General features: G+C 47.0%; 25 protein-coding genes, 1 other RNA gene and 1 riboswitch. Of the genes, 5 read left to right on the top strand and 21 right to left on the bottom strand.

Features of this window, described 5'->3' with window-relative positions:
• Nucleotides 1–83 precede the first annotated feature (83 nt).
• Nucleotides 84–176: riboswitch (adenosylcobalamin-variant (AdoCbl-variant) riboswitch) on the bottom strand.
• Between the two features lie 33 nt (nt 177–209).
• The 12 genes from HMPREF9708_RS06545 to hisS form a co-directional block, all read right to left on the bottom strand.
• Nucleotides 210–791 carry a histidine phosphatase family protein gene (locus HMPREF9708_RS06545; protein ID WP_006309477.1) on the bottom strand — a complete coding sequence of 194 codons (582 nt, stop codon included), beginning with the start codon at nt 789–791 and terminating at the stop codon, nt 210–212.
• Entirely contained in the window at nt 788–1,522 is a 735-nt protein-coding gene (locus HMPREF9708_RS06540) for an adenosylcobinamide-GDP ribazoletransferase (RefSeq protein WP_269534840.1), read from the bottom strand. The genes HMPREF9708_RS06545 and HMPREF9708_RS06540 overlap by 4 nt, the downstream gene beginning before the upstream one ends.
• Nucleotides 1,523–1,530: 8 nt before the next feature.
• Entirely contained in the window at nt 1,531–2,256 is a 726-nt protein-coding gene (locus tag HMPREF9708_RS06535; protein ID WP_006309475.1) for a hypothetical protein, read from the bottom strand.
• Nucleotides 2,257–2,270: 14 nt separating this feature from the next.
• Complete coding sequence (locus HMPREF9708_RS06530; RefSeq protein WP_006309474.1) at nt 2,271–3,095, bottom strand: metallophosphoesterase; 825 nt, start codon at nt 3,093–3,095, stop codon at nt 2,271–2,273.
• Nucleotides 3,095–3,649, bottom strand: coding sequence for a cob(I)yrinic acid a,c-diamide adenosyltransferase (locus tag HMPREF9708_RS06525; protein WP_006309473.1), 555 nt, complete (start codon nt 3,647–3,649; stop codon nt 3,095–3,097). Before HMPREF9708_RS06525 ends, HMPREF9708_RS06530 begins: the two co-directional genes overlap by 1 nt.
• Nucleotides 3,650–3,697: 48 nt before the next feature.
• Nucleotides 3,698–4,384, bottom strand: coding sequence for a Crp/Fnr family transcriptional regulator (locus tag HMPREF9708_RS06520; RefSeq protein WP_006309472.1), 687 nt, complete (start codon nt 4,382–4,384; stop codon nt 3,698–3,700).
• A 171-nt stretch (nt 4,385–4,555) separates the two neighbouring features.
• On the bottom strand, nt 4,556–5,497 hold the full coding sequence (gene arcC / locus HMPREF9708_RS06515; protein ID WP_006309471.1) for a carbamate kinase: 942 nt from the start codon (nt 5,495–5,497) through the stop codon (nt 4,556–4,558).
• 69 nt (nt 5,498–5,566) lie between these two features.
• A complete protein-coding gene (gene argF / locus HMPREF9708_RS06510) occupies nt 5,567–6,568 on the bottom strand; it encodes an ornithine carbamoyltransferase (protein ID WP_006309470.1) in 1,002 nt (333 codons plus the stop codon).
• Nucleotides 6,569–6,586: 18 nt separating this feature from the next.
• The gene (gene arcA, locus HMPREF9708_RS06505; RefSeq protein ID WP_040447823.1) at nt 6,587–7,807 is read right to left on the bottom strand and encodes an arginine deiminase; all 1,221 of its coding nucleotides are present in this window, start codon (nt 7,805–7,807) and stop codon (nt 6,587–6,589) included.
• Between the two features lie 144 nt (nt 7,808–7,951).
• Nucleotides 7,952–9,091 (bottom strand): transglutaminase-like domain-containing protein, encoded by a 1,140-nt coding sequence (locus tag HMPREF9708_RS06500; protein ID WP_006309468.1) that lies wholly within the window; start codon nt 9,089–9,091, stop codon nt 7,952–7,954.
• A 285-nt stretch (nt 9,092–9,376) separates the two neighbouring features.
• Nucleotides 9,377–11,164 carry an aspartate--tRNA ligase gene (gene aspS, locus HMPREF9708_RS06495; RefSeq protein WP_006309467.1) on the bottom strand — a complete coding sequence of 596 codons (1,788 nt, stop codon included), beginning with the start codon at nt 11,162–11,164 and terminating at the stop codon, nt 9,377–9,379.
• 2 nt (nt 11,165–11,166) lie between these two features.
• Complete coding sequence (gene hisS / locus HMPREF9708_RS06490) at nt 11,167–12,486, bottom strand: histidine--tRNA ligase (RefSeq protein ID WP_006309466.1); 1,320 nt, start codon at nt 12,484–12,486, stop codon at nt 11,167–11,169.
• Between the two features lie 670 nt (nt 12,487–13,156).
• Between hisS and HMPREF9708_RS06485 the strand changes: the two genes are divergently transcribed.
• Nucleotides 13,157–14,560, top strand: a complete 1,404-nt coding sequence (locus HMPREF9708_RS06485; protein ID WP_006309465.1) for an N-acetylmuramoyl-L-alanine amidase — start codon at nt 13,157–13,159, stop codon at nt 14,558–14,560.
• Nucleotides 14,561–14,635: 75 nt separating this feature from the next.
• On the opposite strand, the gene dtd is transcribed toward HMPREF9708_RS06485, so the two are convergent.
• From dtd to HMPREF9708_RS06455, 6 genes are all read right to left on the bottom strand, one after another.
• Entirely contained in the window at nt 14,636–15,088 is a 453-nt protein-coding gene (gene dtd / locus HMPREF9708_RS06480; protein WP_006309464.1) for a D-aminoacyl-tRNA deacylase, read from the bottom strand.
• An 11-nt stretch (nt 15,089–15,099) separates the two neighbouring features.
• Nucleotides 15,100–17,298: a RelA/SpoT family protein gene (locus tag HMPREF9708_RS06475; protein WP_006309463.1), complete on the bottom strand. Its 2,199-nt coding sequence runs from the start codon at nt 17,296–17,298 to the stop codon at nt 15,100–15,102.
• Between the two features lie 342 nt (nt 17,299–17,640).
• The gene (gene deoC / locus HMPREF9708_RS06470) at nt 17,641–18,285 is read right to left on the bottom strand and encodes a deoxyribose-phosphate aldolase (protein WP_006309462.1); all 645 of its coding nucleotides are present in this window, start codon (nt 18,283–18,285) and stop codon (nt 17,641–17,643) included.
• Nucleotides 18,286–18,317: 32 nt separating this feature from the next.
• Nucleotides 18,318–19,076 carry an RsmE family RNA methyltransferase gene (locus HMPREF9708_RS06465; RefSeq protein ID WP_006309461.1) on the bottom strand — a complete coding sequence of 253 codons (759 nt, stop codon included), beginning with the start codon at nt 19,074–19,076 and terminating at the stop codon, nt 18,318–18,320.
• Between the two features lie 3 nt (nt 19,077–19,079).
• Complete coding sequence (locus HMPREF9708_RS06460; RefSeq protein WP_006309460.1) at nt 19,080–20,015, bottom strand: 50S ribosomal protein L11 methyltransferase; 936 nt, start codon at nt 20,013–20,015, stop codon at nt 19,080–19,082.
• A gap of 4 nt (nt 20,016–20,019) precedes the next feature.
• The gene (locus tag HMPREF9708_RS06455; protein ID WP_006309459.1) at nt 20,020–20,535 is read right to left on the bottom strand and encodes a DUF3013 family protein; all 516 of its coding nucleotides are present in this window, start codon (nt 20,533–20,535) and stop codon (nt 20,020–20,022) included.
• Between the two features lie 231 nt (nt 20,536–20,766).
• Between HMPREF9708_RS06455 and gpsB the strand changes: the two genes are divergently transcribed.
• From gpsB to HMPREF9708_RS06445, 3 genes are all read left to right on the top strand, one after another.
• Nucleotides 20,767–21,108 carry a cell division regulator GpsB gene (gpsB, locus tag HMPREF9708_RS06450; protein WP_006309458.1) on the top strand — a complete coding sequence of 114 codons (342 nt, stop codon included), beginning with the start codon at nt 20,767–20,769 and terminating at the stop codon, nt 21,106–21,108.
• Nucleotides 21,109–21,136: 28 nt separating this feature from the next.
• Nucleotides 21,137–21,514: RNase P RNA component class B (rnpB, locus tag HMPREF9708_RS08205), an RNA gene on the top strand.
• A gap of 113 nt (nt 21,515–21,627) precedes the next feature.
• The gene (locus HMPREF9708_RS06445; protein ID WP_006309457.1) at nt 21,628–22,752 is read left to right on the top strand and encodes a THUMP domain-containing class I SAM-dependent RNA methyltransferase; all 1,125 of its coding nucleotides are present in this window, start codon (nt 21,628–21,630) and stop codon (nt 22,750–22,752) included.
• A gap of 55 nt (nt 22,753–22,807) precedes the next feature.
• Here the strand turns inward: HMPREF9708_RS06445 and HMPREF9708_RS06440 are convergent, their stop codons facing one another.
• Nucleotides 22,808–23,269, bottom strand: coding sequence for a ribonuclease HI family protein (locus HMPREF9708_RS06440; protein WP_006309456.1), 462 nt, complete (start codon nt 23,267–23,269; stop codon nt 22,808–22,810).
• A 36-nt stretch (nt 23,270–23,305) separates the two neighbouring features.
• On the opposite strand from HMPREF9708_RS06440, the gene HMPREF9708_RS06435 reads away from it, so the two are divergent.
• Nucleotides 23,306–24,292, top strand: coding sequence for a hypothetical protein (locus HMPREF9708_RS06435; protein ID WP_006309454.1), 987 nt, complete (start codon nt 23,306–23,308; stop codon nt 24,290–24,292).
• 94 nt (nt 24,293–24,386) lie between these two features.
• Here HMPREF9708_RS06435 and HMPREF9708_RS06430 read toward each other — a convergent pair whose 3' ends face one another.
• Nucleotides 24,387–24,806, bottom strand: coding sequence for a DUF2187 family protein (locus HMPREF9708_RS06430; protein WP_006309453.1), 420 nt, complete (start codon nt 24,804–24,806; stop codon nt 24,387–24,389).
• Between the two features lie 83 nt (nt 24,807–24,889).
• The gene (locus HMPREF9708_RS06425) at nt 24,890–25,807 is read right to left on the bottom strand and encodes a diacylglycerol/lipid kinase family protein (RefSeq protein WP_006309452.1); all 918 of its coding nucleotides are present in this window, start codon (nt 25,805–25,807) and stop codon (nt 24,890–24,892) included.
• Between the last annotated feature and the right edge of the window lie 59 nt (nt 25,808–25,866).

Raw genomic sequence — 25,866 nt, 5'->3', positions numbered from 1 at the left:
GCAAAGACTCATTGCTTAGCTTGGTTAAAAAAATCATACTAAAAAGACATGCCACTAAACCCTGAGAAGTAACATATTCGATCAATCAAGTAGGTAATCTGACTTAGCACACGGCCATACAGTAGCAAGGGGCTGTGTAGGATTCACACCTACTTCCCCTACTTCATTCACTGATTTCAAAGAACTTCTTCCCCATTATAGCACAGGAATTAGAATTCACCATGCCGATTTGCTAAATCCAAGACTTTAAAGGTTCCTTGTGGGAAGGTGTAATCCCAAAAACGATCCCCCACCTCCGGAGCGAGCCAGTCTTGAATCACCCGCAAAACCCCTAAATGACTCACCAAGAGGACCACTTCCTGGCGACCTAATTCTTGATCCAGGGTGCGCAACCCCCTTTGGACCCGGGCCTTGACCATCTGCAAGGATTCTCCCTGAGGAAAGGTGAAGTCTAAGGGGTGGTCTAAATAGGCTTGCCATTGAATGGGATCTTGACTTTGAATCTGGCGGGCGGTTTGCCCTTCCCAAGAGCCAAAGTGAATCTCACGAAATTCCGACATAGTCTCAACCGGTATATGAGACCACTGATTGGTCGAACAGACCACCTGAGCGGTTGTCAGAGTGCGGTCTAAGTCAGAAGCGACAATCCGGTCTGGCGGATTCTGTATGCCAAGGGCCACTTGTCGCGCCTGGTAGTAGCCTTGGTCGGTCAAGGAAGATTGTGACCAACCCACAAATTCTTGGGCAAGATTAGCTTGGGTCTGTCCGTGCCGGACCAGGATTAACTTCATACCATCCCCCCCAATATTAAGGCAAAGATCACCTGCCCCAGTAAGACCAGGGCTCCCATGGTGTCTCCTGTCATGCCACCAATGCGTGCAATGACAAAACGGCGGTAACCCAAAGCAAATAACACAGCTCCCCCATAGGCCGCCAGCAGGGTCAGTGACTGAGTCGCCAGGATCACGCTAGCCAGGACTTGGCTCAAGCAGATCCGCCAGCTGGCTACCTGGGTAAATAAAGACCCCAAGCCATGAGGGTTCAAGCCCACATAGGTTAAATGGTAAAAGGTGATGGGAAGTAGACTTCGCCCTACAAAGAACCAGGCCCAGACAAATGACAGGAGGTGAACTTCCATCCTGGATTGGGCCAGATGGTCTCCCAGATGCACCGCCAGTAAGAAATAAAGAATCAAGGCCAGGGTCCCATTCGCCCCAATCGTGGAGTCCTTCATAATCGCCAGCATCCGGTCTGGCGACCGTGACGAGAAGAGCCCATCGGCCGTATCAGCCAAGGCATCATAATGAAAGCCTCGAGTCAAGAGGACATCCACCACTAGCACTAGAATCCAAGCCAGCTTAAAGGGCAGAAAAGCCCGCAAGAGAAAATAAGCGCCTGCTAGGATCAAGCCATAGAGGCCAGCGTAGAGTGGCAAATACCCTACCCCCTGCTTGATCCGCTGGTCGACCTGGTCAATTGACCAGGGTAGAGGAATAGCGGTAAATAATTGAAAGTATAAGATAATAGCCCTTAGGATAAATAGTCCCCCACTTTCCAGATGTCATCAAAGTGTTGATTAAGCGCTGCTTGTAGACAAGCGGGACCCACCACTAAAAAAGCCGTCGCCGGACCCGCAGATTGGTCAATGACCTTCGATCTAGACGTTAGCCGAAAGTCCAAACCATTAGCTTGACCAACCTGTAGGGCCTCTTGGTAGGCTCCTTTCGATCCAATGGGAACAACTTCATGGACAGATAGGCTCAGGATTAAAGCAAGATCCTGGTAGGAGGGCAAAGTCTCCCAGCCATCCGCCACTTCCTGTCCTAATAAGGGTTGGCCCACTAGGAAGGCACCATCCCCTGGCTTGACCTGGTTCTTAAGCAAGGTCTCCTGGTGACCCCTTGCTAACAGGGTCACCCCCATGGCCGTCATGGTCGTCACCATATTGTCCTCACAAGACCCATTGATGGCGAGGTCTTGATAGCCAGCCTTGGCCAACTCCTTTCGCATGGCAGCTAAAGCCTGACGGGTCGTCGGCTCCCATTCATTATTGGACAAGTAGACCAAGACCTGGGGCTGAGCCCTCAGACTCAAGACTTCCATCAAGGCCACCCGAACCATGGACTGGGCGGTCATTTCAACGGGGACTGCCAAGTGGTCATGAACCTTCTCACCAATCGAAGCCACGCTATCACAAGCGACCAGCCAGACTTGACCGCTCCCTCCTTCAAGTAGCGTTAAGTCACGGTACTGCATCCTCTCTCCCCCTCTTAGCCATCTAAATCTAGGCGGTAAATTGCCTGGTCCAAATTGCTAGCCAGTGTCGTTTCCGGTGCCCATTCCCGCTCAGTTCCCAGACAGCATGTCGCAAAGATCCGATCTTGATCAACCACCTGCTTACGATGGTGAACATGCCCCATCAAGGAATAACCAATTGGATAATCCTGATAAATCGAAGCTAAACCTGCGGTTGAAATAAAAGCATTAAAATAGTTAATCGACTCCTGGTAGTCAGGATCATCCGGAATCTGCAGACCAGGATGGGTCACAAAGTGCGTCACCACGATCGCTTGGTCACACACCACCTGGTCCAGGTCTCTTCGCAACTGGTCGGCAAAGAAGTCACTGATCTGCCGGTCACTTTGTTGCCAGCGGACATATAACTTGTCCTCCCAGCGATAACCCTGGTAGACTCCCCTATCAAGAAAAGCTTCACTGAAGGCCTGCCGACTGGCCGAATGGTCGTACCACAGACTATGCCCCACCAGGGCCCATTGCGAGTTCAGGACCAGCGGACGGCCAATCAAGCATTGAGGATGATCCAGATAGGTGCGGTAAATCAACCAAGTGTCTTCATCCTGCGACCAATAATCATGATTACCTGGAATAAAATACACATCGACCGGTAAGGCTTGACGGACCTGGTCCAAAAAGGATAAGACCTTGGAGTGGTGGTCAGCAATATCTCCAGCTATCACTAAGAGGTCCCATCGCTCCTGGCGTGCCATCTCCGCCAAAAGGGGGATTAAATCCTGCCGATTCTGGTCACTCAAGTAATCGACATGTAAATCCGCCACAACCGCTAATCGGGTCACTAGCGAAAGACCCTGCCAGACCGTTCATAGAAAGACTCCGGATGGTTTGCTTGGTGGTTAACCAGGCGGGCCACCGCAAATAAATAGTCGGATAAACGGTTGATAAATTTCAAGACATTTTCATTGCTTTCATGCACCTTGAAACTGGCGACCACTCGCCGTTCAGCCCGCCGGCAAACAGTACGCGCATAGTGAAGTTGACTGGCCAAGGGACAGCCTCCAGGTAGAATAAAGCATTCAATCTTAGCCGGAATATCTTGATAATAGGTAATCCGCTCTTCCAGCCAGGTAACCGCTTGGCTGGAGGTTCGGTCTTCAATTGTTCCCTTAGGGGCCGCTAAGTCGGACCCGCAATCAAATAGCAATTGTTGAATTTCTTGTAATTCACCTTTTAAGGTCGAATCCAATTCAGGGTCGGAAATGATCACACCCAAGTAGGAATTTAATTCATCAATCGTTCCATAAGCTTCCACCCGGATATCATCCTTATCTACGACCTGGCGGCCGATTAACCGGGTCTGGCCCTTGTCCCCTGTCCGTGTATACAGTTGCATGTTTCTTCCTCCTCTTATTAATTGGACTGGGCAAAATCCCCAAGCCCATTAGGTCTCAATCAACTTCTCAAAGTATTGCCAATCATGGTAAATAATATTCTTGCGGTTAATCGAAATGCGCCCGTCATCCTTTAAGACTTTGACCACCCGACTAGCTGTCTCCCGGGTCGTCCCGGCCACCAGGGCCAGCTCGGTAATCGTTAGAGGGTGCGGAATGATCACTTGCTGCTGGTCGAACTTAGCCATATCATACATCCACAAGGCCAATGTTTGCAGGACCCGAACCGACGCACTCGGCACAGCCGTCATCTGCACCCGCTTTTCTAAGTAGAATTGGGTATTACACAGATTCTGGTACATGTACTTGAGCTGGTCATTATTATGGGTGACAATCTCTTCCAACAAAGCCTTGGGCAGGTAGGCAATCTCAAGATCTGTCTGGGCAATGGCCGTATAGACATGGTGGTCATGGGCCAGAAATTCAGCATAAGGACAGAAGCTCTCCTCCGCGACATAGTCGATATAGCGATAGTCGCCCGTTGAATCCTCCTGTTCCAAGCGCAAGAGTCCCTTGAAGATGAAGTAATAGTAGATCACCGGATCTTCGCGAAAAAAGAGGATCTGCCCCTTTGGAATCCGATGATAGAGCGCCGCCTGACTCAGACGGGTCACCTCCCCTTCACTCAAAAGCGAGAAGAACTCATACCGCTTCAAGTCCGCTAAATAAGGATTCAAATACCATCCCCTCCTTCATGCTCAACTGGTTGCTCCAAGCGAACGCTTACAATTTGTCTCATCAATTATCTTAGCAGCAAGTGTTCATTAAGACAAGATCGAATAAAAAAGAATAGATAAAAAGCCGATCCTCCCTTTTGGAAGCGATCGGCTATATTTATTTTGTGATCCCTACCGACTCACAATTGTTCCAGATTGTGATTCGATGAAGCCTTGGAGATTCTCCAAGGAAGTGATCACAGCCTGGCTATTAGGCGAGTGTTCAATAAATTGAATCACGGCTTCCACCTTAGGCAACATGGATCCAGGTGCGAATTGGCCTTCTTCGATATAAGTCTTTAATTGGTCAATGGTCACATGGTCTAACTGCTGGCGGTCTGGTTGGTTATAGTTGATGAAGACATGGTCAACACCGGTTAAGACTACGAAGAGGTCTGCCTCCAGGGCATTGGCGAGTTTTTGCGAAGCAAAGTCCTTATCAATAACAGCTTCAACGCCCACTAACTGATCTTCTTGGTCGACAACCGGCACACCACCGCCACCCGTCGCGATGACGACGTGTCCCGCATTGACCAGGGTGGAGATGGCATCAATTTCTTTAATGGCCACTGGCTTGGGTGAGGCCACGACTTTCCGCCATCCTCTGCCGGCATCTTCCTTGAAGACGCCCTTGCCTTGGTCCATCTGGTCTTGGGCTTCTTCTTGGCTGTAGAAGGGACCGATTGGCTTAGAGAGATTATCAAAGGCCGGATCCTTCTGGTCAACCACGACTTGGGTGATGAGTGAAACAACGCTCTTATCAATGCCTTCCTTAGCGAGTTCCACTTGCATGGCATTTTGTAACCAATAACCAATAGACCCTTCGGTCATAGCTACCAGGGAATCCAAGGGGAAGGCAGGATTCTTGGGTGAATCAGCGGCTAAGTTCTGCAACAATAGATTCCCCACTTGGGGGCCGTTACCATGCGTAATAATGAGCTCATCGCCATTCTTGATCAATTTAACTAGGTGCTGAGCGGTCGCTCTTAGCGCTTCTTTTTGGGCTTGGGCAGAAGGATCGGTTGATAGGATCGCATTTCCACCCAAGGCCACGACGATTTTACGATTGGACATTTCCAACTTCCTTTCTTTCAGAAAGTCCGACCAGGATGGGGCCCAGTCGGACTAAGGGGTGGCGAAAAATTAAACGCGAGGGATGAACAAGTGACCGTTAGTTGCTGCCATAATCGCCTTGATGGAGTGCATCCGGTTCTCAGCTTCTTGGAATTGACGGCCTTGTGGGCTGCGGAATACTTCATCAGTAATTTCCATCTCGCCAATACCGAATTTATCGAGTACATCTTGACCATAGCGTGTATTCGTGTCATGGAAGGCTGGTAGACAGTGTAGGACGATGTAGTCGCCTTGGATCAAGTCGGTTAATTCTTTATTGATTTGGTAGGGCTTCAAGAGATTAATCCGTTCTTCAAACTTATCTTCTTCCCCCATGGATACCCAGACGTCAGTATAGAGAACATCGGCATCCTTAACCGCTTCCTTGATGTCTTCTGTAAAGGTCACTTCTGCGCCAGAATCCTTGGCATAGCCTTGCGCTAAGTCAATCACTGATTGGTCTGGGAAGAGTTCCTTAGGTGATGCAATGGTCACGCTCACGCCTAACATCGCACCGGTGACAACTAATGAGTTGGCCATGTTGTTACGACCGTCGCCACAGTAGACTAATTTCTTGCCCTTTAATTCGCCGAATTCTTCTTTGATAGTCATGTAATCGGCAATCATCTGGGTGGGATGCCAAGCATCGGTTAAACCATTCCAAACAGGTACGCCGGCATATTTACCTAGATCTTCAACCACTTCTTGCGAGAAGCCGCGGAATTCAATTCCGTCGAACATGCTGCCCAAGACTTTGGCTGTATCTTCAACTGATTCCTTCTTACCTAATTGGATGTCGTTCGCACCTAAGAATTCAGGAGCAGCCCCTAAGTCATTCGCTGCTACAGTAAAGGCAGAGCGCGTCCGAGTTGAGGTCTTTTCAAAGAGTAAGGCGATGTTTTGCCCTTTGAGGTATTCATGTGGGATACCGCGTTTCTTAAGGTCTTTCAAATGGATAGAGAAGTCAATCAAGAATTCTAATTCTGCTGGAGTAAAGTCGATTTCTTTTAAAAAGTTTTTGCCTTGGAACATTCTGTCATTCTCCTTTTTTTAATTTAATTTTTCACGAACAAATGGCATGGACATGCAGCGTGGGCCACCTCGTCCTCGGACTAATTCGGTTCCTTCAATCTGGTGGATCTTAACGCCGGCATCCACTAAGAGCTTGTTGGTGATCGTATTTCGATTATAAACAATGACTTCACCGGGTGCAACGGCTAGGGTATTCGCCCCATCATTCCACTGCTCACGTGCCCCTGCGACCAGGTCGTCCCCGCCACAGCGGATCAGAGTCACGCGCTCAACTTCAAGGGCATCGGCTAAGATCTCTGCTAGAGTGCCATCCTTCTCTTCAACCTTGACTTGGTCATTGACCTTCTTAATCGAGAAGACCTTGAGACTGCCTTCGATCTCTGGGTGGATGGTGAATTTATCATAGTCAATCATGGTGAAGACCGTATCTAAGTGCATGAACTTGCGGTTATTATCAATTGAGAAGGCTAGGACTTCTTCATATTGCGTATGAGCGAATAAAGCAGTGGCTAATTTAACAATCGACTTCTTGTCGGTCCGTTGAGAGATTCCAACCGCGATCACCTTATCAGACAGAACCAGCTCATCGCCCCCTTCAATTCGGGTGGATTCCTCGCGCTGATAGAACTTGGGAACGCTTTGATAATCTGGATGATGGTCAAAAATATACTTCCCATAGAGGGTTTCACGATTGCGGGTATCGGAATACATGTGGTTGAGGGATACCCCGTTGGCCATAGTAGCGAAAGGATCCCGTGTGAAATAAAGGTTCGGCATGGGATCAACTAGGAAGGGATAATCTGAATCTAAGACTTCAAAGCCTGTGAGCTCCACCTTCAATTCAGACTTCTTGAAGCCTTCCATGGTCTTGAGCACCATCTCATAAGTATCTGGCATGGCTAAGAGATATTCTCTCACCGCTTGATAGCTCGCGCTCGACGCTTCTAAGCCGGTCTCACTCAACCACTCATCAACAAACGCTTCCCTCGCCCCTTGAGCATCCAGGGCTTGTGCGACTAACCGTTCCAGATAGACCACTTCAACCCCTAGGTCACGGAATTGTTGGGCAAAGGCATCATGCTCTCTTTGAGCAGCCTCTAAGAATGGGATGTCATCAAACAAGAGACGGTCGAGATAGTCTGGGATTAAATATTCCAATTCTTTACCGGGACGATGGAGCATCACTTTCTTTAGACGTCCAATCTCGGAAAAGACTTGAATGGCATCAGTCATTGTCATTCCTCCTTTCCCTTAATGATACCCCTTTCATTCAGTGCTTGCGGTCTAATTGGTCACTAAAGATCCCCCAATACCGCACAGTCAGACTGTGATATATATCACACTAAAAAAAGAGAACCCGCAGGTCCTCTTTTATCTTTTATTTTACTCTTCGACTGTTTCTTCCGCTTCTTCTGTTTCTTCCGCTTCTTCCGCTTCTTCTGCTTCTTCTTCTTCACTTGCTTGATCAGCTTCATCTTCGCTGGATAAGGCTTCAAAGGTATAAGTATAGGTGAAGGCTTCAGGATCGTAGCAGTCTAAGCCCACTCCGTCGACTTCGGCATAAGGATAACCAAAGTTATTGAGCGGCCCTTCTTCTTGTTCAGGAACTAAGACGAGATCACGACCGGTTGATAGGCCTACACGGTAGGGATCTAAGTTCCCCCAGTAATAGTCTTTTAATGCAAGGGCTTCTTCGCTATCTTTCTCTAATTCATCATTTAAGATCAATTTGAGAACATCGGCGATATCAACAGCTACCCAACCTGTACCAGGAAGGTAGAATTCTGCCCAGCAGTGTTGTCCCTTGGTCTCATCTGCTTGGTCTTCCTTGGCAAGACGAACCCCAAAGACTTCACGGGCAGGAATTCCGACAGAACGTGCGAGGGAAATGAAGACAGAGTGAATATCGGTACATTTACCATCAAGGTCGACCAATAATTGCTTCACATCGCCTAGGCCGCATCCCACCACGTCGTTGTTACGTTCCATGTTGTCATAGATCCAATCGTAGATCGCTTTCGCCTTGTCGAGTACGGTTTCCTTGCCTGCGGTAATCTCTTCCGCTAATTCCTTGACTTCACCGTCTGTTGGCATCATGCTGTTGGGTGCTAAGAATTCAGCAAATTCTTCAGCGTCCACTTCCCCTTCTTCAACCAATTCTGGTCGTTGGACTTCTTTTCTTTCCACATCAAAGGAATAGGTGACTTTACGTTCCTTGGCATCCTCAGCAAATTCAATATAAAGGATTTCGTTACCGTGTTCATCGGTATTGATTTCACTGGTTGCTTGACTTTCATCAAATTCAACTTCCACATTGGAAATCGTTTGGTAATCGTCTGACTTGGCATAAGGAATCCATAAGCGGACTTGTTTACCTTCGTGGTCCGATAAGTCAAATTCATTCACAACATGACCTGACCGGCTAGATTCTTCCGCTTGAACTACCTGACTTAAGGGGCTAACCAATAAGGAGCCTCCTAATACCACAGTCGAAACGAGCTTCATAAAACGAGAAAATGTCATTTCTTCGCCTCCTATAAGATAATAAGTGCATTATATCACAAAGACCGGTTGCTGACTGTTTTACAGTCGGCAGAAAAGACACTTATTAAAACATTAACAACTGGTTTGTTACTCTTTACCACATGACCTGTCCTTATTTATATAATTTATCAATAAATTTTATAAAAACGATTTTAATATAATTGCTGAGCGTGCAGTCAATCCTTTCATGCATGGCCACTAAAAATCCCCCACAAGCTTGTCGCTTGTGGGGGGGTTAGCAGATCTGATAAGTCAGCTTTAGGCTTAATGCGAGTGATCATTCTTTGGCATCCGAACTGCCAGATGTAAATCATCCAACTGGTCTTTAGCCACAAAGTTTGGTGCATCGGTCAATAAGTCTTGGCCACGGCCAGTCTTCGGAAAGGCAATGACCTCCCGGATATTCGGCTCCTGGGCCAGAATCATAACGAGACGGTCTAATCCTAGGGCCAAGCCACCATGGGGTGGGAAGCCATAATCGAGCGCGTCCAACAAGAAGCCAAATTGCTTTTCGGCTTCTTGCGGTGTGAAGCCAAGTAATTCGAACATCTGGTCTTGCATCTCCCGGGTATGGATCCGCAAGGACCCGCCCCCAATTTCATAGCCATTGAGGACAATATCATAAGCATTGGCCTTGGCATGACCAGGATCTTCCTTCAGTACTTGGACATCGTCATTTTGTGGAGCAGTAAAGGGATGGTGCATCGCGACATAGCGTTGCTCTTCTTCATCATATTCGAAGAGTGGCCAGTCCGTAATCCAGACAAAGGCTAATTCTTCTGGGTCGTAGAGCTGGTGAACTTTAGCCAGATGACTTCTTAAGGCACCTAGGGCATTGGCTACTACACTGGCTTGGTCTGCGACAAAGAATAGGATGTCACCGACTTGGGCATTCAAATCCGCCATAATCGTAGCTTGGTCTTCTTCCGACAAGAACTTGGCGATCGGACCATTGAAGCCTTCTTCTAGGACCTTGGTCCAGGCTAAGCCCTTGGCACCATATGGCTTCACCACATTGAAGAGGTCATCAGCAGTCTTACGGGTATAGTCATCGGCCTTGCCCTTGAGATTAATGGCCTTGACTTGTCCCCCATTCTTAATCGCATTCTTAAAGACACCAAATTCACTCTTACCAGCAAAGTCTGAAAGGTCAACCAACTTCATTTCATAACGAATATCTGGCTTATCAGAACCATATTCACCCATAGCTTGGTCATAAGTCATGGTTGGGAAAGGATCTTCAAGGGTCAGTCCCCGTGTCGCCTGAACCACTTCCTTCAACATAGCCTCCACCCCTGCTTGAATCTCTTCTTGGGTCAAGAAGCTGGTCTCCAAGTCGACCTGGGTAAATTCCGGTTGGCGGTCCCCTCTTAAGTCCTCATCTCGGAAACATTTGACAATTTGATAGTAGCGGTCAAAGCCAGCTCCCATTAAGATCTGCTTGAAGAGCTGAGGCGATTGGGGTAAGGCATAGAACTTGCCTGCTTCACGCCGAGTTGGAACGATATAATCACGCGCCCCTTCAGGGGTAGACTTGGTCAACATGGGCGTCTCAATATCAATGAAGCCATGATCATCCAAGAAGCGCCGGATAGTCTTGGTCACTGTGTGACGCAGGCGGATATTTGCTTGTAAGGGCGGACGACGCAAGTCTAGCATCCGGTTCTTCAGACGAACTTCCTCATCACTATCGATTTCTTCTTCAATATAGATCGCAGGGGTCTTAGACTTAGCATGCAGAATAATTGAAGTTGCATAGACTTCATAGTGACCTGTAGGGATCTTCGGATTAATCTGGTCTTCGGCCCGGTGGTCCAGTTTACCAGTGATTTCAATAACGTATTCAGACCGTAATTTATCAGCCTGGTTGAAGTCCTCTTCAGATAGGTACTCTTGGTTGAAGACCACTTGACAAAAACCTTCCCGGTCCCGTAAATCGACAAAGATCACGCCTCCCAGGTCGCGTCTCTTTTGCACCCATCCCTTTAGGGTCACTTCCTGGCCAACATACGCCTCACTCACTTGTCCACAATATACACTTCTCTTAGCCATCACTATTCTCCTTTAAAATATTGATCAATGACAGAGGTATCCACTGTCAATCGCCGATAAATCCCATAAAAATCTTTGATTAAGTCGTCTAAAGCCACCTTTTCCTGCTTCTGGGTTTTGGTATTCTTAAGTGGGATCTGCCGACTCGCTAATTCTTCCTCACCCAGGGTCACAATCACTTGACTGCCTAACTTATCGGATGTCTTAAATTGAGACTTCATTGACCGATTTAAGTAGTCACGCTCAGCAATCAAACCGGCCCTTCTAGCTGCGGTGACGACCTCCAAGGCCAATCCATTGGTCTCTGGGCTTAAATTCATGACATATACATCGACCGGGTCATAAGATGGCAGGTCAATGCCTTGGGCTTCTAGTAGAATTAAGAGCCGTTCCATCCCAATCCCAAAGCCAAAGCCAGACTTATCTGGTCCTCCCAAGGACTGAACCAAGCCATCGTAGCGTCCCCCTCCACAGATCGTAGCCTGGGAGCCGATGGTCTCATCATTAATCATGATCTCAAAGATGGTGTCTTGGTAATAATCCAATCCCCGGACCACACGATCATTGACTTGATAGGGAATATCCAAGGCCTTTAAGAGGGCTTGAACTTGGTCAAAATGGGCTTGGCTCTCGCTAGACAAGTAATCCAGAATACTGGGAGCTTGAGGTAGGAAGGCATGGTCACGCGGGTCTTTTGAATCCAGAACCCGTAGGGGATTCTCATGCAAGCGTCGTTGCGAATCTTCACTCAATTCTGATAAATGGGGTTCCAAATAAGCAATTAAGGCTTCACGGTAAGCCTGGCGGTCTGCTGGCTTACCCAGTGAATTGATCTGCAAGGAGAGATTGGTTAGGCCTAACTCCTTAAAGAAGTCCCAGGCCAAGCAGATCGCTTCCACATCCGTCGCTGGATTATCGCTTCCGAAGATCTCCACGCCTAACTGGTTAAATTGCCGCTGACGCCCCGCTTGAGGCCGTTCATAGCGAAACATTGGGCCCATGTAATAGACCTTGAGGGGCTGAGGGTGTTCGGGACCGAACAACTTATTCTCAACATAGGCCCGCACGACCCCAGCTGTGCCTTCTGGTCGCAAGGCATTATGACGGTCACCCTTATCCATAAAGTCATACATTTCTTTCGAAACAATGTCGGTTGAATCACCGACTGAACGTGCATATAAGTCATAAGACTCAAAGAGTGGCGTCCGAATTTCTCGATATAAATACTGGTCAAAGAAGTCTCTTGCCAGATCCTCGACATACTGCCAACGATCAACACTTTGGGGCAAAATATCTTCTGTTCCTTTTATTCGTTGAATCATCTTGTCCTCCTTAATAAAAAAAGCCCTAAGCTTGCGCTTAGGACGTCAAAAACGTGGTACCACCTAATTTTGTAACAAAGTTACCTCACATCTTAACGCGATGAACGGAATAACTTTTCATTATTCTTCTCCGTAGTGTCTTCAATTCAGCCTGTGACCTTTCACCCCTGGCCACTCTCTGTTGCTTGCTGAACCTTTTTTGCTACTTCATTGAATTTATTAATTGCCATTAGATTACTAGAAAGCCTCTGGGTTTGTCAAGTCACTGTGTTATCCTTTCGATCGATTTGCCAAAGGCAAATGATCATGGTCTCGATCACTCCTTGAATCGTTAGCTTGATCCATCATCATTCACTGGTAATGAATGCGAAAGTAAATATAAAGAAAACAGCCTAATCCTCAATTCGAGAGGACCGGTCCGCGTGATTAATCGAGTTTGTTCTAAATACTTTATTACTCTTATAACCTTTTTATCAGTCAAATACACTTTATTCTGTATGATCTGGTTTGACCGTCAACCTCGTCCGTCCAAAATTTAGATAAAATACCATCTTTACATTAAGGAATCATCTCATATTAATTACTATTGTGTAACAAATTACCAGGCACATAGTCTCAAGATCGCTAAATGTATATAATGAGAATCATTGAATGAGTAGGGAGGGAGTCTATGCGTGTCAGTGAATTAAATCGAAAGTGGTCAAAATCCCAGCTGAGTCCTTTTATTCCGCTGGCGATTACTTTGCTGATCTTAATTATTTCAGGAATTGGATTAGGCTACCTGGCTCAACATAGCCTCCTTACGATTGACCGGCCAGGAGTTGTCATCCGCCAACAAGCCCAGACGAATGCCAAGGGGCTAGCTAGCATCAAAAAGGACCAACAAGTCGCCATCCTCAATGAGAAAGAAGGCTGGTTCAAGGTCCGGTATGACGGCAATATTGAAGGATGGATTCCCAACTTCCTCCTCCAACAAACAGACCTGCCTTCCGATCAGGAACTGACCGCTCAATTCGACCAAGACACCTCGATCTACCCTTCCAAGGCTAAGAAAGAAGACCAGGCCTTAACCGTCCCAGCAGCAACCTATATCTCGATTAATTCCATTCAAGGCAATTGGGTGCAATTGACCTACCAAGGTCAACCGACTTATGTCCCTCTGGATGCCATCCGCCTTCAATCGACCCCCAAGATTGAAGAAATGTTAGCTGACCAAGAGGAACAAGCGCAAGCGCAAGCAGCCTACCAGAAAGAACGTCAGGCTTTAGCTGAGAAGGTTTACTACATGCAGACCAATGAAGCATTTTATCTCCAAGCAGACCAGGCTTCAGGTTACCTCTACCAGCCCGATTATAAGCAAGAATTTAAGCGTTTAGAAGCAGACATGACCATCGGGAGTGACGGCATTGAATATGTGCATGTCCAAGATCATAATGGCAATCAAGGCTACCTCAAATATTCCAGTATCCTTGAACCCTCCTATTCAATCAACCATCGCAGCCTCCCCAAGGCCCAAACCCTCAAGGAATCTACCATTTTAATCGATCCAGGTCATGGGGGAGAAGATCCGGGTACGCTTTCCAGCGACCAGACCGACAATGAAAAGAACTACACCCTCCCAATTGCCATGAAATTGAAGCAAACTCTCGAGGCACTAGGGGCAAAAGTGTCATTGACTCGTGACCAGGATGAATTTGTTAGCCTTGAAGACCGGACCAACCAGGCCAACCAGGAAGATCCCGACCTTTTCCTTTCCATCCACTTTGACTCATCTTGGGATACCACCTTAAGCGGGACCACAACCTACTTCTATCATATGGAAGATGAACATCTGGCTGAGACCCTTAATAGTTCCTTGCGCGACCACAATCTCAACAATATCGGGGTAGCTTTCGGTAATTACTTTATCCTGCGTGAGAGTCAAGTCCCTTCTCTTCTCCTGGAACTTGGCTTTATCTCAAATGACGAAGAATTAAGCCAGCTCAGAGATGAAGATTACCAACAAGAACTCACTGATAGTGTCTGTGATGGGATTGTCAATTACTTTCAACAAGTACAAACACTCGCCAACTAACCTGCAAGCTTTCACAGTAAAAGAAGCGCCTCCTGGACTATCCAGGGGCGCTTCTTTTATGCAATTGATGAAGAATTACTGGCGGTCGGCGACTGAATCTAAGAGAATCGTAACCGGACCCTCGTTGGCAATCTGGACCAACATGTCAGCTCCAAACTGGCCTGTTTCTACTTGGTAGCCATAGCTTCTTAGCTGTTGGTTGAAGTATTCATAGAGGTCTTGAGCGATCGCTGGATCCGCTGCTTGACTAAAACCAGGTCGATTCCCCTTACGAGTGGCTGCATAGAGAGTAAATTGACTAATCGAAAGAATGGATCCCCCCACTTGGTCGAGTGAGCGATTGATCTTACCTGCCTCATCTTCAAAGAGTCGCATCTTGGCTACCTTCTTTGCACAATAATCACAGTCTTCCTCCTGGTCACCATGCGTAAAGCCAACTAAGAGGACATAGCCTTGGTCAATCTGACCCACTACTTGCCCTTCAATTGAGACGCTAGCCGCTCGGGTCTTTTGGATCACAACACGCATGAATCATCCTCCTAAATCTTCCGTTTCACTTCATAAACTTCTGGGACATTTTTTAATTTGACCATCAAGTCATCTAGTTGACGGGTATTTGAGATCATTAAGCGCAAGGTGATCGTGGCGATGCTTTCATCGTTGATCTTGCCATTAATTCGCTTCAAGTTCTTGACCGTATGATTGACAACATGCAAGACATCATTAAATAATCCTGCCCGGTCAAAACCGATCACTTCCACTTCGGTCTCGTAGTCATCCCCTAATTGGTTATCACTTTCCCAATGGACATCAATGGTTCGATGGTTCAAGTCCGGCTCGGACCGCAGGTTGGCACAATCCTTACGGTGCACCGAAATTCCCCGTCCGCGCGTAATATAACCAATAATCTCATCCCCTGGCACCGGATTGCAGCATCGGCTGAGGCGGATCATCAAGTTGTCAACCCCCTCGACAACGACCCCACTTTCGTGGACACTGGTTCGCTTGGGAGGTGTTTCCGTGACTTCCTTATTGATGACATTGCTTCTGAGACTTTCCTCTTCCTTGTCTTGGCGAATATTGAGATAAGAAAGAATGGTATGAATGGATAATTCGCCCAGGCCAATGGCTGCATATAAATCGGTCAACTGATAGAAATTAAACCGGTCAAGTAGGTCTTTTTCTTTGTTGCCTTTTAATTCAGCCTTCAGACTCGTATCATTCTCTTTCAGAGCCTTTTCCAGCATCTGTTGGCCGAGTTCACTGTTACGATCGCGTTCTTGTAATTTAAAGTAGCGCTTGATCCGATTTCTTGCTTTGGATGTTTTGGTGAATTTCAGCCAATCGCGACTGGGTCCATTTGAATTCGGATTGGTCAAGATCTCCACTATATCCCCATTCTTGAGGATGTAATTGAGGGGTACGATATTGCCATTCACCTTAGCCCCAATCGTCTTGTTCCCAATTTCAGTATGGATATGGTAAGCAAAGTCAATCGGCCCCGATCCAGCGGGTAATTCAAAGACATCGCCTCGCGGGGTAAAGATATAGACCTGGTCCTTAAAGACATCTTCCTTGATAAATTCCATAAATTGGCTGGCATCATCGGCATCATCCTGGTAATCGACTAGGTCACGGAACCACTTGAGTTGTTTTTGAATGTTATCAACCGGCTCCCTGTCTCCCGCCTTGCCTTCCTTATAAGCCCAGTGGGCAGCCAAGCCATACTCTGCGACTTCATGCATGAAATGAGTTCGAATTTGAACTTCAACTGGCTTACCTTGAGGACCAATGACCGTGGTGTGGATCGACTGGTACATATTAGACTTAGGCATGGCGATATAGTCCTTAAACCGACCCGGCATGGGCTTCCACTTGGTATGGATTAAGCCTAAGACACCATAACAATCCTTAATGGAATCCACTAGGACCCGGACAGCCAGTAAGTCATAGATATCATCAAATTCTTTATTCTGGTCGACCATCTTCCGATAAATCGAATAAAGGTGCTTTGGCCGCCCGTAAACCTCGGCTTCAATATTGAGCTCTTGGACTGAAGATAGGATATCTTGGATCACCACTTGAATGTAAGCTTCGCGTTCATCACGCTTGGCGTCCATTTTGTGGACAATATCATAGTATGCGGCTGGGTTGATATAGCGCAAGGCGATATCTTCTAATTCCCATTTAATGGCACTCATCCCGATCCGTTCCGCTAGTGGAGCATAGATATCAAGCGCTTCTTGGGACTTCTCCAATTGCTTATGGGGTTTCTGGAACTTGAGGGTCCGCATATTATGCAAACGGTCCGCCAGCTTCACCATGACCACCCGAATGTCCTTGGCCATTGCCAGAAGCATCTTACGGTGGTTCTCGGCCAACTGTTCTTCCTTACTCTGGAACTTAATCTTACCCAACTTGGTGACCCCATCCACGAGAAAGGCCACAGCTTCAGAGAAGTGATCGGTAATATCTTGGAGGGTATAGTCAGTATCCTCGACGACATCATGAAGAAAACCAGTCGCCACCGTATCGGGGTCTAGCCGCATCTTGGCTAAGATGCCGGCCACCTGAATGGGGTGAATAATATAGGCCTCTCCCGAGAGTCGCCTTTGTTCCTGATGGGCTTGAGTCGCAAATTCCAAGGCCTTTTCAACAAATTCAATACTCTTCTCATTCATATAGGTCCGACATAAGTCAATGACTTCCGGTCCAGTAAAGACCTCATTCTTAGACATCCTCTCACCCCCTAAACTTTTAATTTAACTAATATTATAACTCAAAGATTGGTCTAATAACAATAGTCGGCTTGAAAAGACCAAAATAAATGGCCAAGAGAAAGGATCCGATCTCCCGAATGGATCAAATAAAATGGCTTATTGGTCCATGATTACCTTATAAAAGATCAAAAAGCATCCAGCCCCAATGGATAATCTAAGGGACCATCCTTCAAAGCTGGGCTTTGAAGGACGGTCCCTGGGATTTTCAATTCGTTACGACCTGCTTTTAGAGCCAGTCACTTCTATTTAGCATGAACCGATCAAATTAAAGTTAATTAGATGGATGATCGACACCACCAGCTAGGCTGAAACGATTTCAATCCCCTTAGAAGCTCCCAGGCGGTTAGCGCCAGCTTCAACCATGGCTAGCGCATCTTCCTTGGTCCGAATGCCACCAGACGCCTTTACCCCCATGTCGGGGCCAACAGTTGCCCGCATTCTTTGCACGTCTTCAACGGTCGCTCCACCCGTTGAGAAGCCGGTGGATGTCTTAACGAAGTCCGCTTTGGCTCTTTGAGCTGCTTGACAGGCCTTGACTTGTTCCTCATCCGTTAAGAGACAAGTCTCGATGATCACTTTGACGATGACGTGATTTGGTACGGCTTGAACCACCGCTTCAATATCCGCTTGCACTACATCCCATTGTCCGTCTTTGGCTGCACCGAGGTTGATGACCATATCGACCTCTTCTGCCCCCTGGTTCACCGCCTCTTTGGCCTCAAAGGCCTTTACTTCCGGCGTATTAGCCCCTAAGGGGAAGCCGATCACAGTACAGACCTTCACGGAAGCATCCTTGAGCAAGTCATGGCTATAAGCAACCCAAGTTGGCTGAACACAAACAGACATGAAATGGTGGTCTTTGGCTTCTTGGCAGAGCTGAGTAATCTCTTCTTTTCTGGCATCGGCCTTCAAGAGTGTGTGGTCAATATACTGATTTAATTCCATTAGATAACATCCTTTCGAATAAATGATTTATTTTATAATTCAAGGGCATAAGAGATCGCGCTCAGAGCATAGATGGGGGCTGTTTCAGCCCTTAGAATTCTTGGGCCGAGACTACAGGCTCGAAAGCCGTGCGCCTCAAGATAAGCTGCTTCCTCTGGGTCAAAGCCCCCTTCTGACCCGAAGACGATGCGAACCTTTTGGCCTGGTTGAAGCTGACGAATGGCCACCTTCAATTGGGCATGGTCCCCCTCCTTCGCCTTTTCTTCATAGGCATAGAGACACAGGGCATCCTCCGGCTGGTCTGCTACCCATTGGGACAGCTGTTTGAGCGGGGCAATTTCTGGTACGGTGAGTCGCTTACTCTGTTCAGCCGCAGCTTGGGCAATCTTTTCCAGGCGACTGCGCTTAGTTTGGGCCTTTTTCTGGTCCCATTTGACGACATCGCGTTTGAGGGCCAAGGGTTGGAAAGCGGTCATGCCACATTCTGTTGCCTTTTGAACAATCTGTTCAATCTTATCCTGTTTGGACAAGCCACAGGCAATGACGACTTCGACCGGCAGTTCTGTCTGGGTCAAAGAAGGCTTGAGGGTCTGAACAATCTGAACCTGAGCGCAGTCCTGGTTATTCTTGACTAAACGCGCTAAATACTTCTGGTCGCCAAGGACCACTATCACTTCTTGACCAATCTGCCCCCTTAAAACCTTAACGAGATGGTATGAATCTTGCGGGCCCAAATCAAGATGGTCTCCCATCTCCACCGTCTGGTTCGACTCAACAAAATATTGCTGCATGGCTCACTCCTTCTTCTGGATAATTAGACCGACCCAACCCTTGAGAAAGTTGACTTGCAGGATCTCCCACCGCTCCTGAGCTAAATGGTCGAGAACGCCCTCTAACTTATCCTCCATAATACCACCTAAGATTAAGTAGCCGGATGGGGGTAATAGGCGATAGGCGTCCTCAAACATTCCGACTAAGATATGGGGCAGGATATTGGCGACAATCACCTGAGCCTCTTCTTCAATGCCTTGGAGCCGATCATTGACAAAAAACTCAAAATCAGGAGAGGTCTCGCCAAATTGCTGGTGAGTTAAATTCTTCTTAGCCGCATCAACGGCTTGAGGGTCCAAGTCCATCCCCTTGACCTTGGTGGCACCTAAGTGTCCCGCGATAAAGCTTAGGACTCCAGATCCGGTTCCGACATCATAGACCGTCTCGCCCCCTCTTAGGACCAGCTCCAAGGCCTGCCCCCCTAATTGAGTGGTCGGATGGTCTCCTGTACCAAACGCTACACCAGGGTCCAAATAGACCAACTTCTCATCCGCAAATTGCGGCTGATAGGATTCCCAGACGGGGACAATCTTGATAAACCGGGAAATTTCCTGGACATGATAATATTTTAACCAATTGTCTTGCCAATTCTCCTGGTGAATCATTCCCCCTTCAATCTCAAAAGGGATCGGCAACTGATCTTGTAGATGCTGGCCCAGGTCTTCCAGAGAAACGGAGTCTTCAAAATAAGCAAGCACTTGGGTCGGATGGTCTAAGACAGCTTGTGGCAGACTTTCAGGAATCTCACCGAACAAGTTCGGATGGTTCTCTAAATAGCCAGCTGCATATTTAACCTGGGTGCCGCTCGCCCCATATTCAATGAGTAAATAGGAAATATAATCAATCAGATCGACCTCCTTCGACTCGAAGGAGACGGTCACTTGAAATAGGTCTTGCATGGATTCACCTCTTCTTTCTTAATTTACGATAATTAGCGGAGGCGAGATGGACACGTTCTCGACTATACCGGCCCTGATCTTTCAAGGTCTCTACTTGTTGGTCAAAGTCTTGCCAAGACCATTCGACCCCAAATTGACGCGCTTGCGAATCTTCAATAAAGCACCGCCAGTCCGCTTGAAGACTGGTAACTAAGTGGCGCAGCTGCTTGAAAAGAGCAGCCAAGTCTCCTACTGGCACCCCTTGACGCTCATCGAAGTGATAACAGAACAGGTATTGGCTAGCATGGTCCACAAAGGATTGAGCAGTGAGGAGGGCTTTTAACTGATAGGTCACCTTCTCCTGGTCGATCCGTTGGTCAGACGGGCCAACAAGCCTGACTCTGTCTGGGTTGGCCAGGTCAAGCTGTAAGTTGATGACCACCTGTTCTTCCTCTTCAGGATAGACCACCTGCCACTGACAGGGAAAGTAATAGTCTGCCATAAAAGCACAACAAAGCTGGTACAAATTCTTAGCTGCCATTCCTTCACCTCACTTTCCTCATATTATGAATGAGCCTGGACTTGATTGCAACGATTAGGAAGGAAATTCATGGAATTAGACTAGCTATTTTGTCTGGTCCGTGTCATAATAATAGGTAGAATTCTTTCCAAAATAAAATTCCTTTGAAATAAAACCAGAAAAACGTTACAATGTTTTTTGTGTTTTTAAATTTATTGTTGGAACGAATGGATAGCGAATGAGGTGAACTTCATGGCAGAGAAGAATTTAACCGCAAAGGATATATTGCAAAAAGAATTTTCCCGCTCGATGCGTGGCTATAACGCAGCAGAAGTGGATGAATACTTAGATAGTATCATTCGGGATTATGACTCCTATCAAAAGGATGTCGTCTTCCTAAAAACGGAAAACGAGCGTTTGATCTCTAAGATCGACGAATTAACCAAGCAGCTGACACTAGCGAAGAAGAATGCCCCTGCTACTCCAGGCTCTGGCGTAACTAACTTTGACATTCTCAAGCGCTTGTCAAATTTAGAAAAGCATGTGTTTGGTGCCCGTATTTCTAACCCGAATGCTTCGAATGACCAAAATTAAAGCACTCCATGATTGATAGCGCATAGTAAATTTTAGGTAATCGCGGTCTTAATTGGCTGAGGAAAGTCCATGCTCGCACAAGCTGAAATGCTTGTAGTGTTCGTGCTTAGCGAAACAATAAGCTAAGGTAGTCTTATGACTAACGGCCGAAGAAATTTCTAAGGGTCTCCTAGGAAAGAGTATTCGATAACGTGCCACAGTGACGATACTTTGTGGAAACGCAGAGGTGAAACGCGGTAAACCCCTCGAGCGAGCAACCCAAATTTGGTAGGGGCACTCTTTGAAAGGAACGGCTACCCTGTAGCCGGCTAACTGAAGAAGAGACAAGAAATCTTGTAGATAGATGATTACCCCATCGATGGCTGGCACCTATCCTGCCATCGGTGACAGAACATGGCTTATCGAAATTTACTGCTGATAGGTATTTGACGTAATTGTCCCGTTAATCCGTCCATTCTCGAGCTTTTTGCTGGAAAATGGACTTTTTTCATCTAAACATTGAACCCAGAAAGGAAAGCTATGAAACAATATGATCTGATCGCAACCGCTGCAGCTGGCGTGGAATCACTGGTTAACCAAGAACTCAAAGCGCTCGGTTATCAAACTCAGACCGAAAATGGCCGGGTACGTTTCAAGGGGAATGCTCAAGATATTGCCCGGACCAACCTCTGGTTAAGGACCGCAGACCGCATCAAGATCGTGGTCAAGGAGTTCAAGGCCACAACTTTTGAGGACCTCTTCGACCAGACCTATGCCATCAACTGGGAGGACTATCTCCCGCTCGATGCTGAATTTCCAGTGGCAGGTCGGTCACAAAAGTCAAAATTGCATTCCGTCCCCAACTGCCAGCGGATTGTCAAAAAAGCGATTGCCAAGAAATTAATGACCTACTATGCCCGCAAACAAGCCTTACCCGAAACAGGGGCTTATTATCCTTTAGAGATCATACTCAATAAGGACCAAGCTATGATTACCCTCGATACCAGTGGAAGCAGTTTATTTAAGCGCGGCTACCGGAGCGAAAAAGGCGGTGCCCCCCTCAAGGAAAACCTCGCCGCTGCCCTGGTGATGCTGACGACCTGGCATCCCGACCGTCCCTTATATGACCCGACCTGTGGATCCGGTACCATTCTCATTGAAGCGGCCCTGATGGGGCATAAGATTGCCCCCGGCCTCAATCGATCCTTTGCGAGTGAGCAATGGGACTACTTCCACCCTGAAGTCTGGCAGATTGAACGGCAGGCAGCCCGTGACCAGATTGATTGGGAAGTTGACTTAGACCTCTACGGCAGTGATATTGATGGCCGCATGATTGAAATCGCTCGCGAGAACGCCCAGAAAGCCGGGGTCGCTTCTTCGATTCGCTTCAAGCAAATGCAGGTCGCGGATTATGTACCTGATCAAGAATATGGAATCCTAATCGCCAATCCCCCCTATGGTGACCGGCTGCTGGATGAAGAAAAGGTGCATAAACTCTACAAGCAGATGGGTGATATTTACCGCAAGATGCCGACCTGGTCTAAATATATCTTAACTTCAGATGAGGCCTTTGAAAGTTATTACGGCGAGAAAGCTACCAAAAAACGCAAGTTATACAACGGAGCCTTAAAGGTGGATTATTATCAATTCTGGGCCAAAAAATAAGAAATTAGACCCCATATCAATCCTCAAAATAAAAACCAATCCGCGACTCATAAAGTTAGTGCTGGATTGGTTTTTTCCATTTATGAAGCAAGGTTTCTTCATTTAATTGGATGACCTTGCCCTGCTGTCTCAAGGCTTGCTTCGCCAATTGGTCTGCACCGCGATTGAACTTTTCAGCTACCCAATCCACAAATAATAGAGGATAGGCCGTCATCTCCTGTAAAATTATGTTAAAATACGGTTGATATTGGGGCGATTTAACATAGCGCTTGGCAATCGAAGCCACCAGAATCTTAGAGTCTGATTTGATCTGAATCAATTGATTGGGGTCTGTCTGGATCTCTTTGAGATAATCCAACAAGAGAATCAGGGTCTGAAATTCCGCAACATGGTTATCCGCAATCTGCGCCAGATAATACTTGCGACTGATCGATTCAGCCCCTGCTTGAATATGAAAAGCCAAGCCTGCTTCTTTCGTCTTTGGATCGTAAGAAGCATCAATATGAATTACTAACACCGATACCCACCTCTTTAAGATGACAAGGAGAAGAAAATGTCTGATATCTTTAATCTACCAAATAATGCCCAGAACTTCTACCGTAAGGGACAGAACGCACGGGGCCATGGTGACTATTTGCAGGCCATTGACTACTATGAGAAGTCTTATGCCCTAGAAGAAGAATTTCTGGTTTTACGCGAGTTGGTTGAGCTCTACCTGATGACAGCCCAGACAGATACTTTGGACCGGTTATGGGCTCGTAAACTCAGCCAAGTTCCCCTGGACCAACTCGACATCAACCACATCCTTCTTTATGCCCATTCCCTCACCTACCTCTACGAAAGCCAACCCGCCCTTATTGAACTCTATCAGATCAAGGATCATTTCCTAACCGTAGGCTGGGACCCCCAACCAATTGATAGGCTGATCCAAGAGATGCTGCACTTAAAGAAAGTCCAGGACCAGGTCCAACAAGCGACAACTGATCAAGACCGGCATCATTTGATTGACCAATTTCTCAAGGCAGGACCCTTAAACTTTCTTGAACAGATGAAGACCCTTTACCGGCTCAAGGCAGATCAGGTGCAAGCCCTCCTCTTCCAAGTCCTCAAGCGTGAGGATGTAATACACTTTGTTAAAGGAGATATCCTCCACTATTGTATCCATCAAGGAATCCAACGGGAGGTTGTCCTGAACTGGTTTCAAAAAGATTACCCCATCCACTTAGAGGATTTAGTCGTCTATAAGAAGGATCCGACCTACCAAACCATCCTCAAACAAGTCGAAGACTATAGCCAGGTCAATAATCCTAACTTAAGCCAGGAACTGATCAACCATTTAAACCTATTGATAATGGTTTACTTCCCTTTTATTGACCAGGCCATCCCTGATCCTAACCTCTGGGTTCAGCTCTTCCTGTCATACTATGACTTAGAAGACACAATAGTAGACTCCGTACCGAACACCACCACTCACTATCTGGACCAGGCCTTTCGTGAAGTGAACCTTCTCTTACAGGATACCTGGACCCCGTCTTCCTAATTCTTCCTGTACTCCGAAGCAAAAGCGACCCTCTAAAGGGCCGCTTTTTGCTTGTAGAAAGTCGATTGGGTTCATTAGCTCCGCTGCCACATAACTAACCTTCTGAATCCGAATCGGATTCATTTAGGTGAATAGTGGGTTGGGGGTCCAGAACAATCGTCTCATCTTCTTCTTGGGGAGGAAGGACAATAAAGTCGATAATATCCTTAAAGTTCACGATGGTCTTATCTTCAATAATATCTTGCATGGTCATGTCAGATTCTTGCCAGTAGATATCAACGACTGCACTATTGGATAGTAATTTCGTAATAATGCCCGCCATATCACTCTCTCTAAACTTAAAGCGGATCTTATCCCCAATTTCAGGTCGGATATCTGCCTTGACCTTATCGATCATCTTGAGTCCAGCTTCATAATCAACATCCAATAATGAAGAGATACGGGACTTGCTTGTTCCACGTCTCAATTCCTTCTCAATCAGAGCTCTTTGTTCCTGCGAAAGTCTCTTAGACACAGTATCCCTCTTTTCTGTTATATATGACCATTACTATGTAAACTCATTATACCATACTTTGTGACCAGATGAGCTGAATATGCTTAGCCTTTAGGAACCAGCAGTTGAATCGCCCCTTGGTGGACTTGAATCGTTAGGGGTAAAGCCGGTCCCTGGTCCCCATCAATGTTACAATCAATTGCCTCTGTCTCCTCTTGGGCCGCGACAATTCCAAAATGAGACCCCTGCAGGGATAGAAGATGGTCGTTATCCAACTCCTCAGCGGGCAAGCCACTTTCTTGTATCAGGGTCTGGAAGCTTGAGACCGCCATCGAATCCTTCAAGGCATAGAGCCGGCACATTCCATCCCCCAGGTCTGATTCTGGGAAGAATTGACCCATCCCCCCGACACTGGAGGTTAAACAAACCATTAATAGCTTAGTGGTTATGGAATAGGATCTTTGGTCTTGGTCACGAACGGTCAGTTGGTAGTCTTCCCCTTCAAAGATAGCCTTAATCCCATCGATGAGATAAGCCAATTTACCAATCTTATTCTTGACCTCTGATTCCGTCTGTAGAACCGCTGATGGGATAGGCCCAATGGCTAAGACATTCATAAAATACTGGTCATTGGCTTGGCCAATATCGAGAGCGACCGGGCTGAGCTGACTAAATTGCTGGATCAGATTCTCCTGGTCCAGGTCAAAGCCCGCACTGCGGGCCAGGTCATTCACCGTCCCTAAGGGAACAAAAGAGAAATGAGGTCGTTTATCTGGGTCGACCTGCATCAAGCCTGTAATGACCTGGTTTACCGTTCCATCGCCACCTAGACAGATGACCGTATCAAACCCTTCATCACAGGCTGATCGAGCCCACTCGGTTGCGTCTTCCATCTTCTTGGTTAACTTCAGGACGACCTGAATCTGATGTGCTTGTTCAAGGACTTCCTGCAATTCTTGAGCGTATTCTTCTGCTAGCCCCTTGCCGGAACCAGGATTGGCGATTAATAAGACTTGCTCCATCATTTTCCCTCTTTTCTAATTTCCTCTTCTTATTTATTATAACGATTTCATCTTTTCAC

It is taken from the genome of Facklamia languida CCUG 37842 (assembly GCF_000245795.1).
Classification (GTDB): Bacteria; Bacillota; Bacilli; order Lactobacillales; family Aerococcaceae; genus Facklamia; species Facklamia languida.
This window is presented reverse-complemented; position numbering and strand designations above follow the sequence as displayed.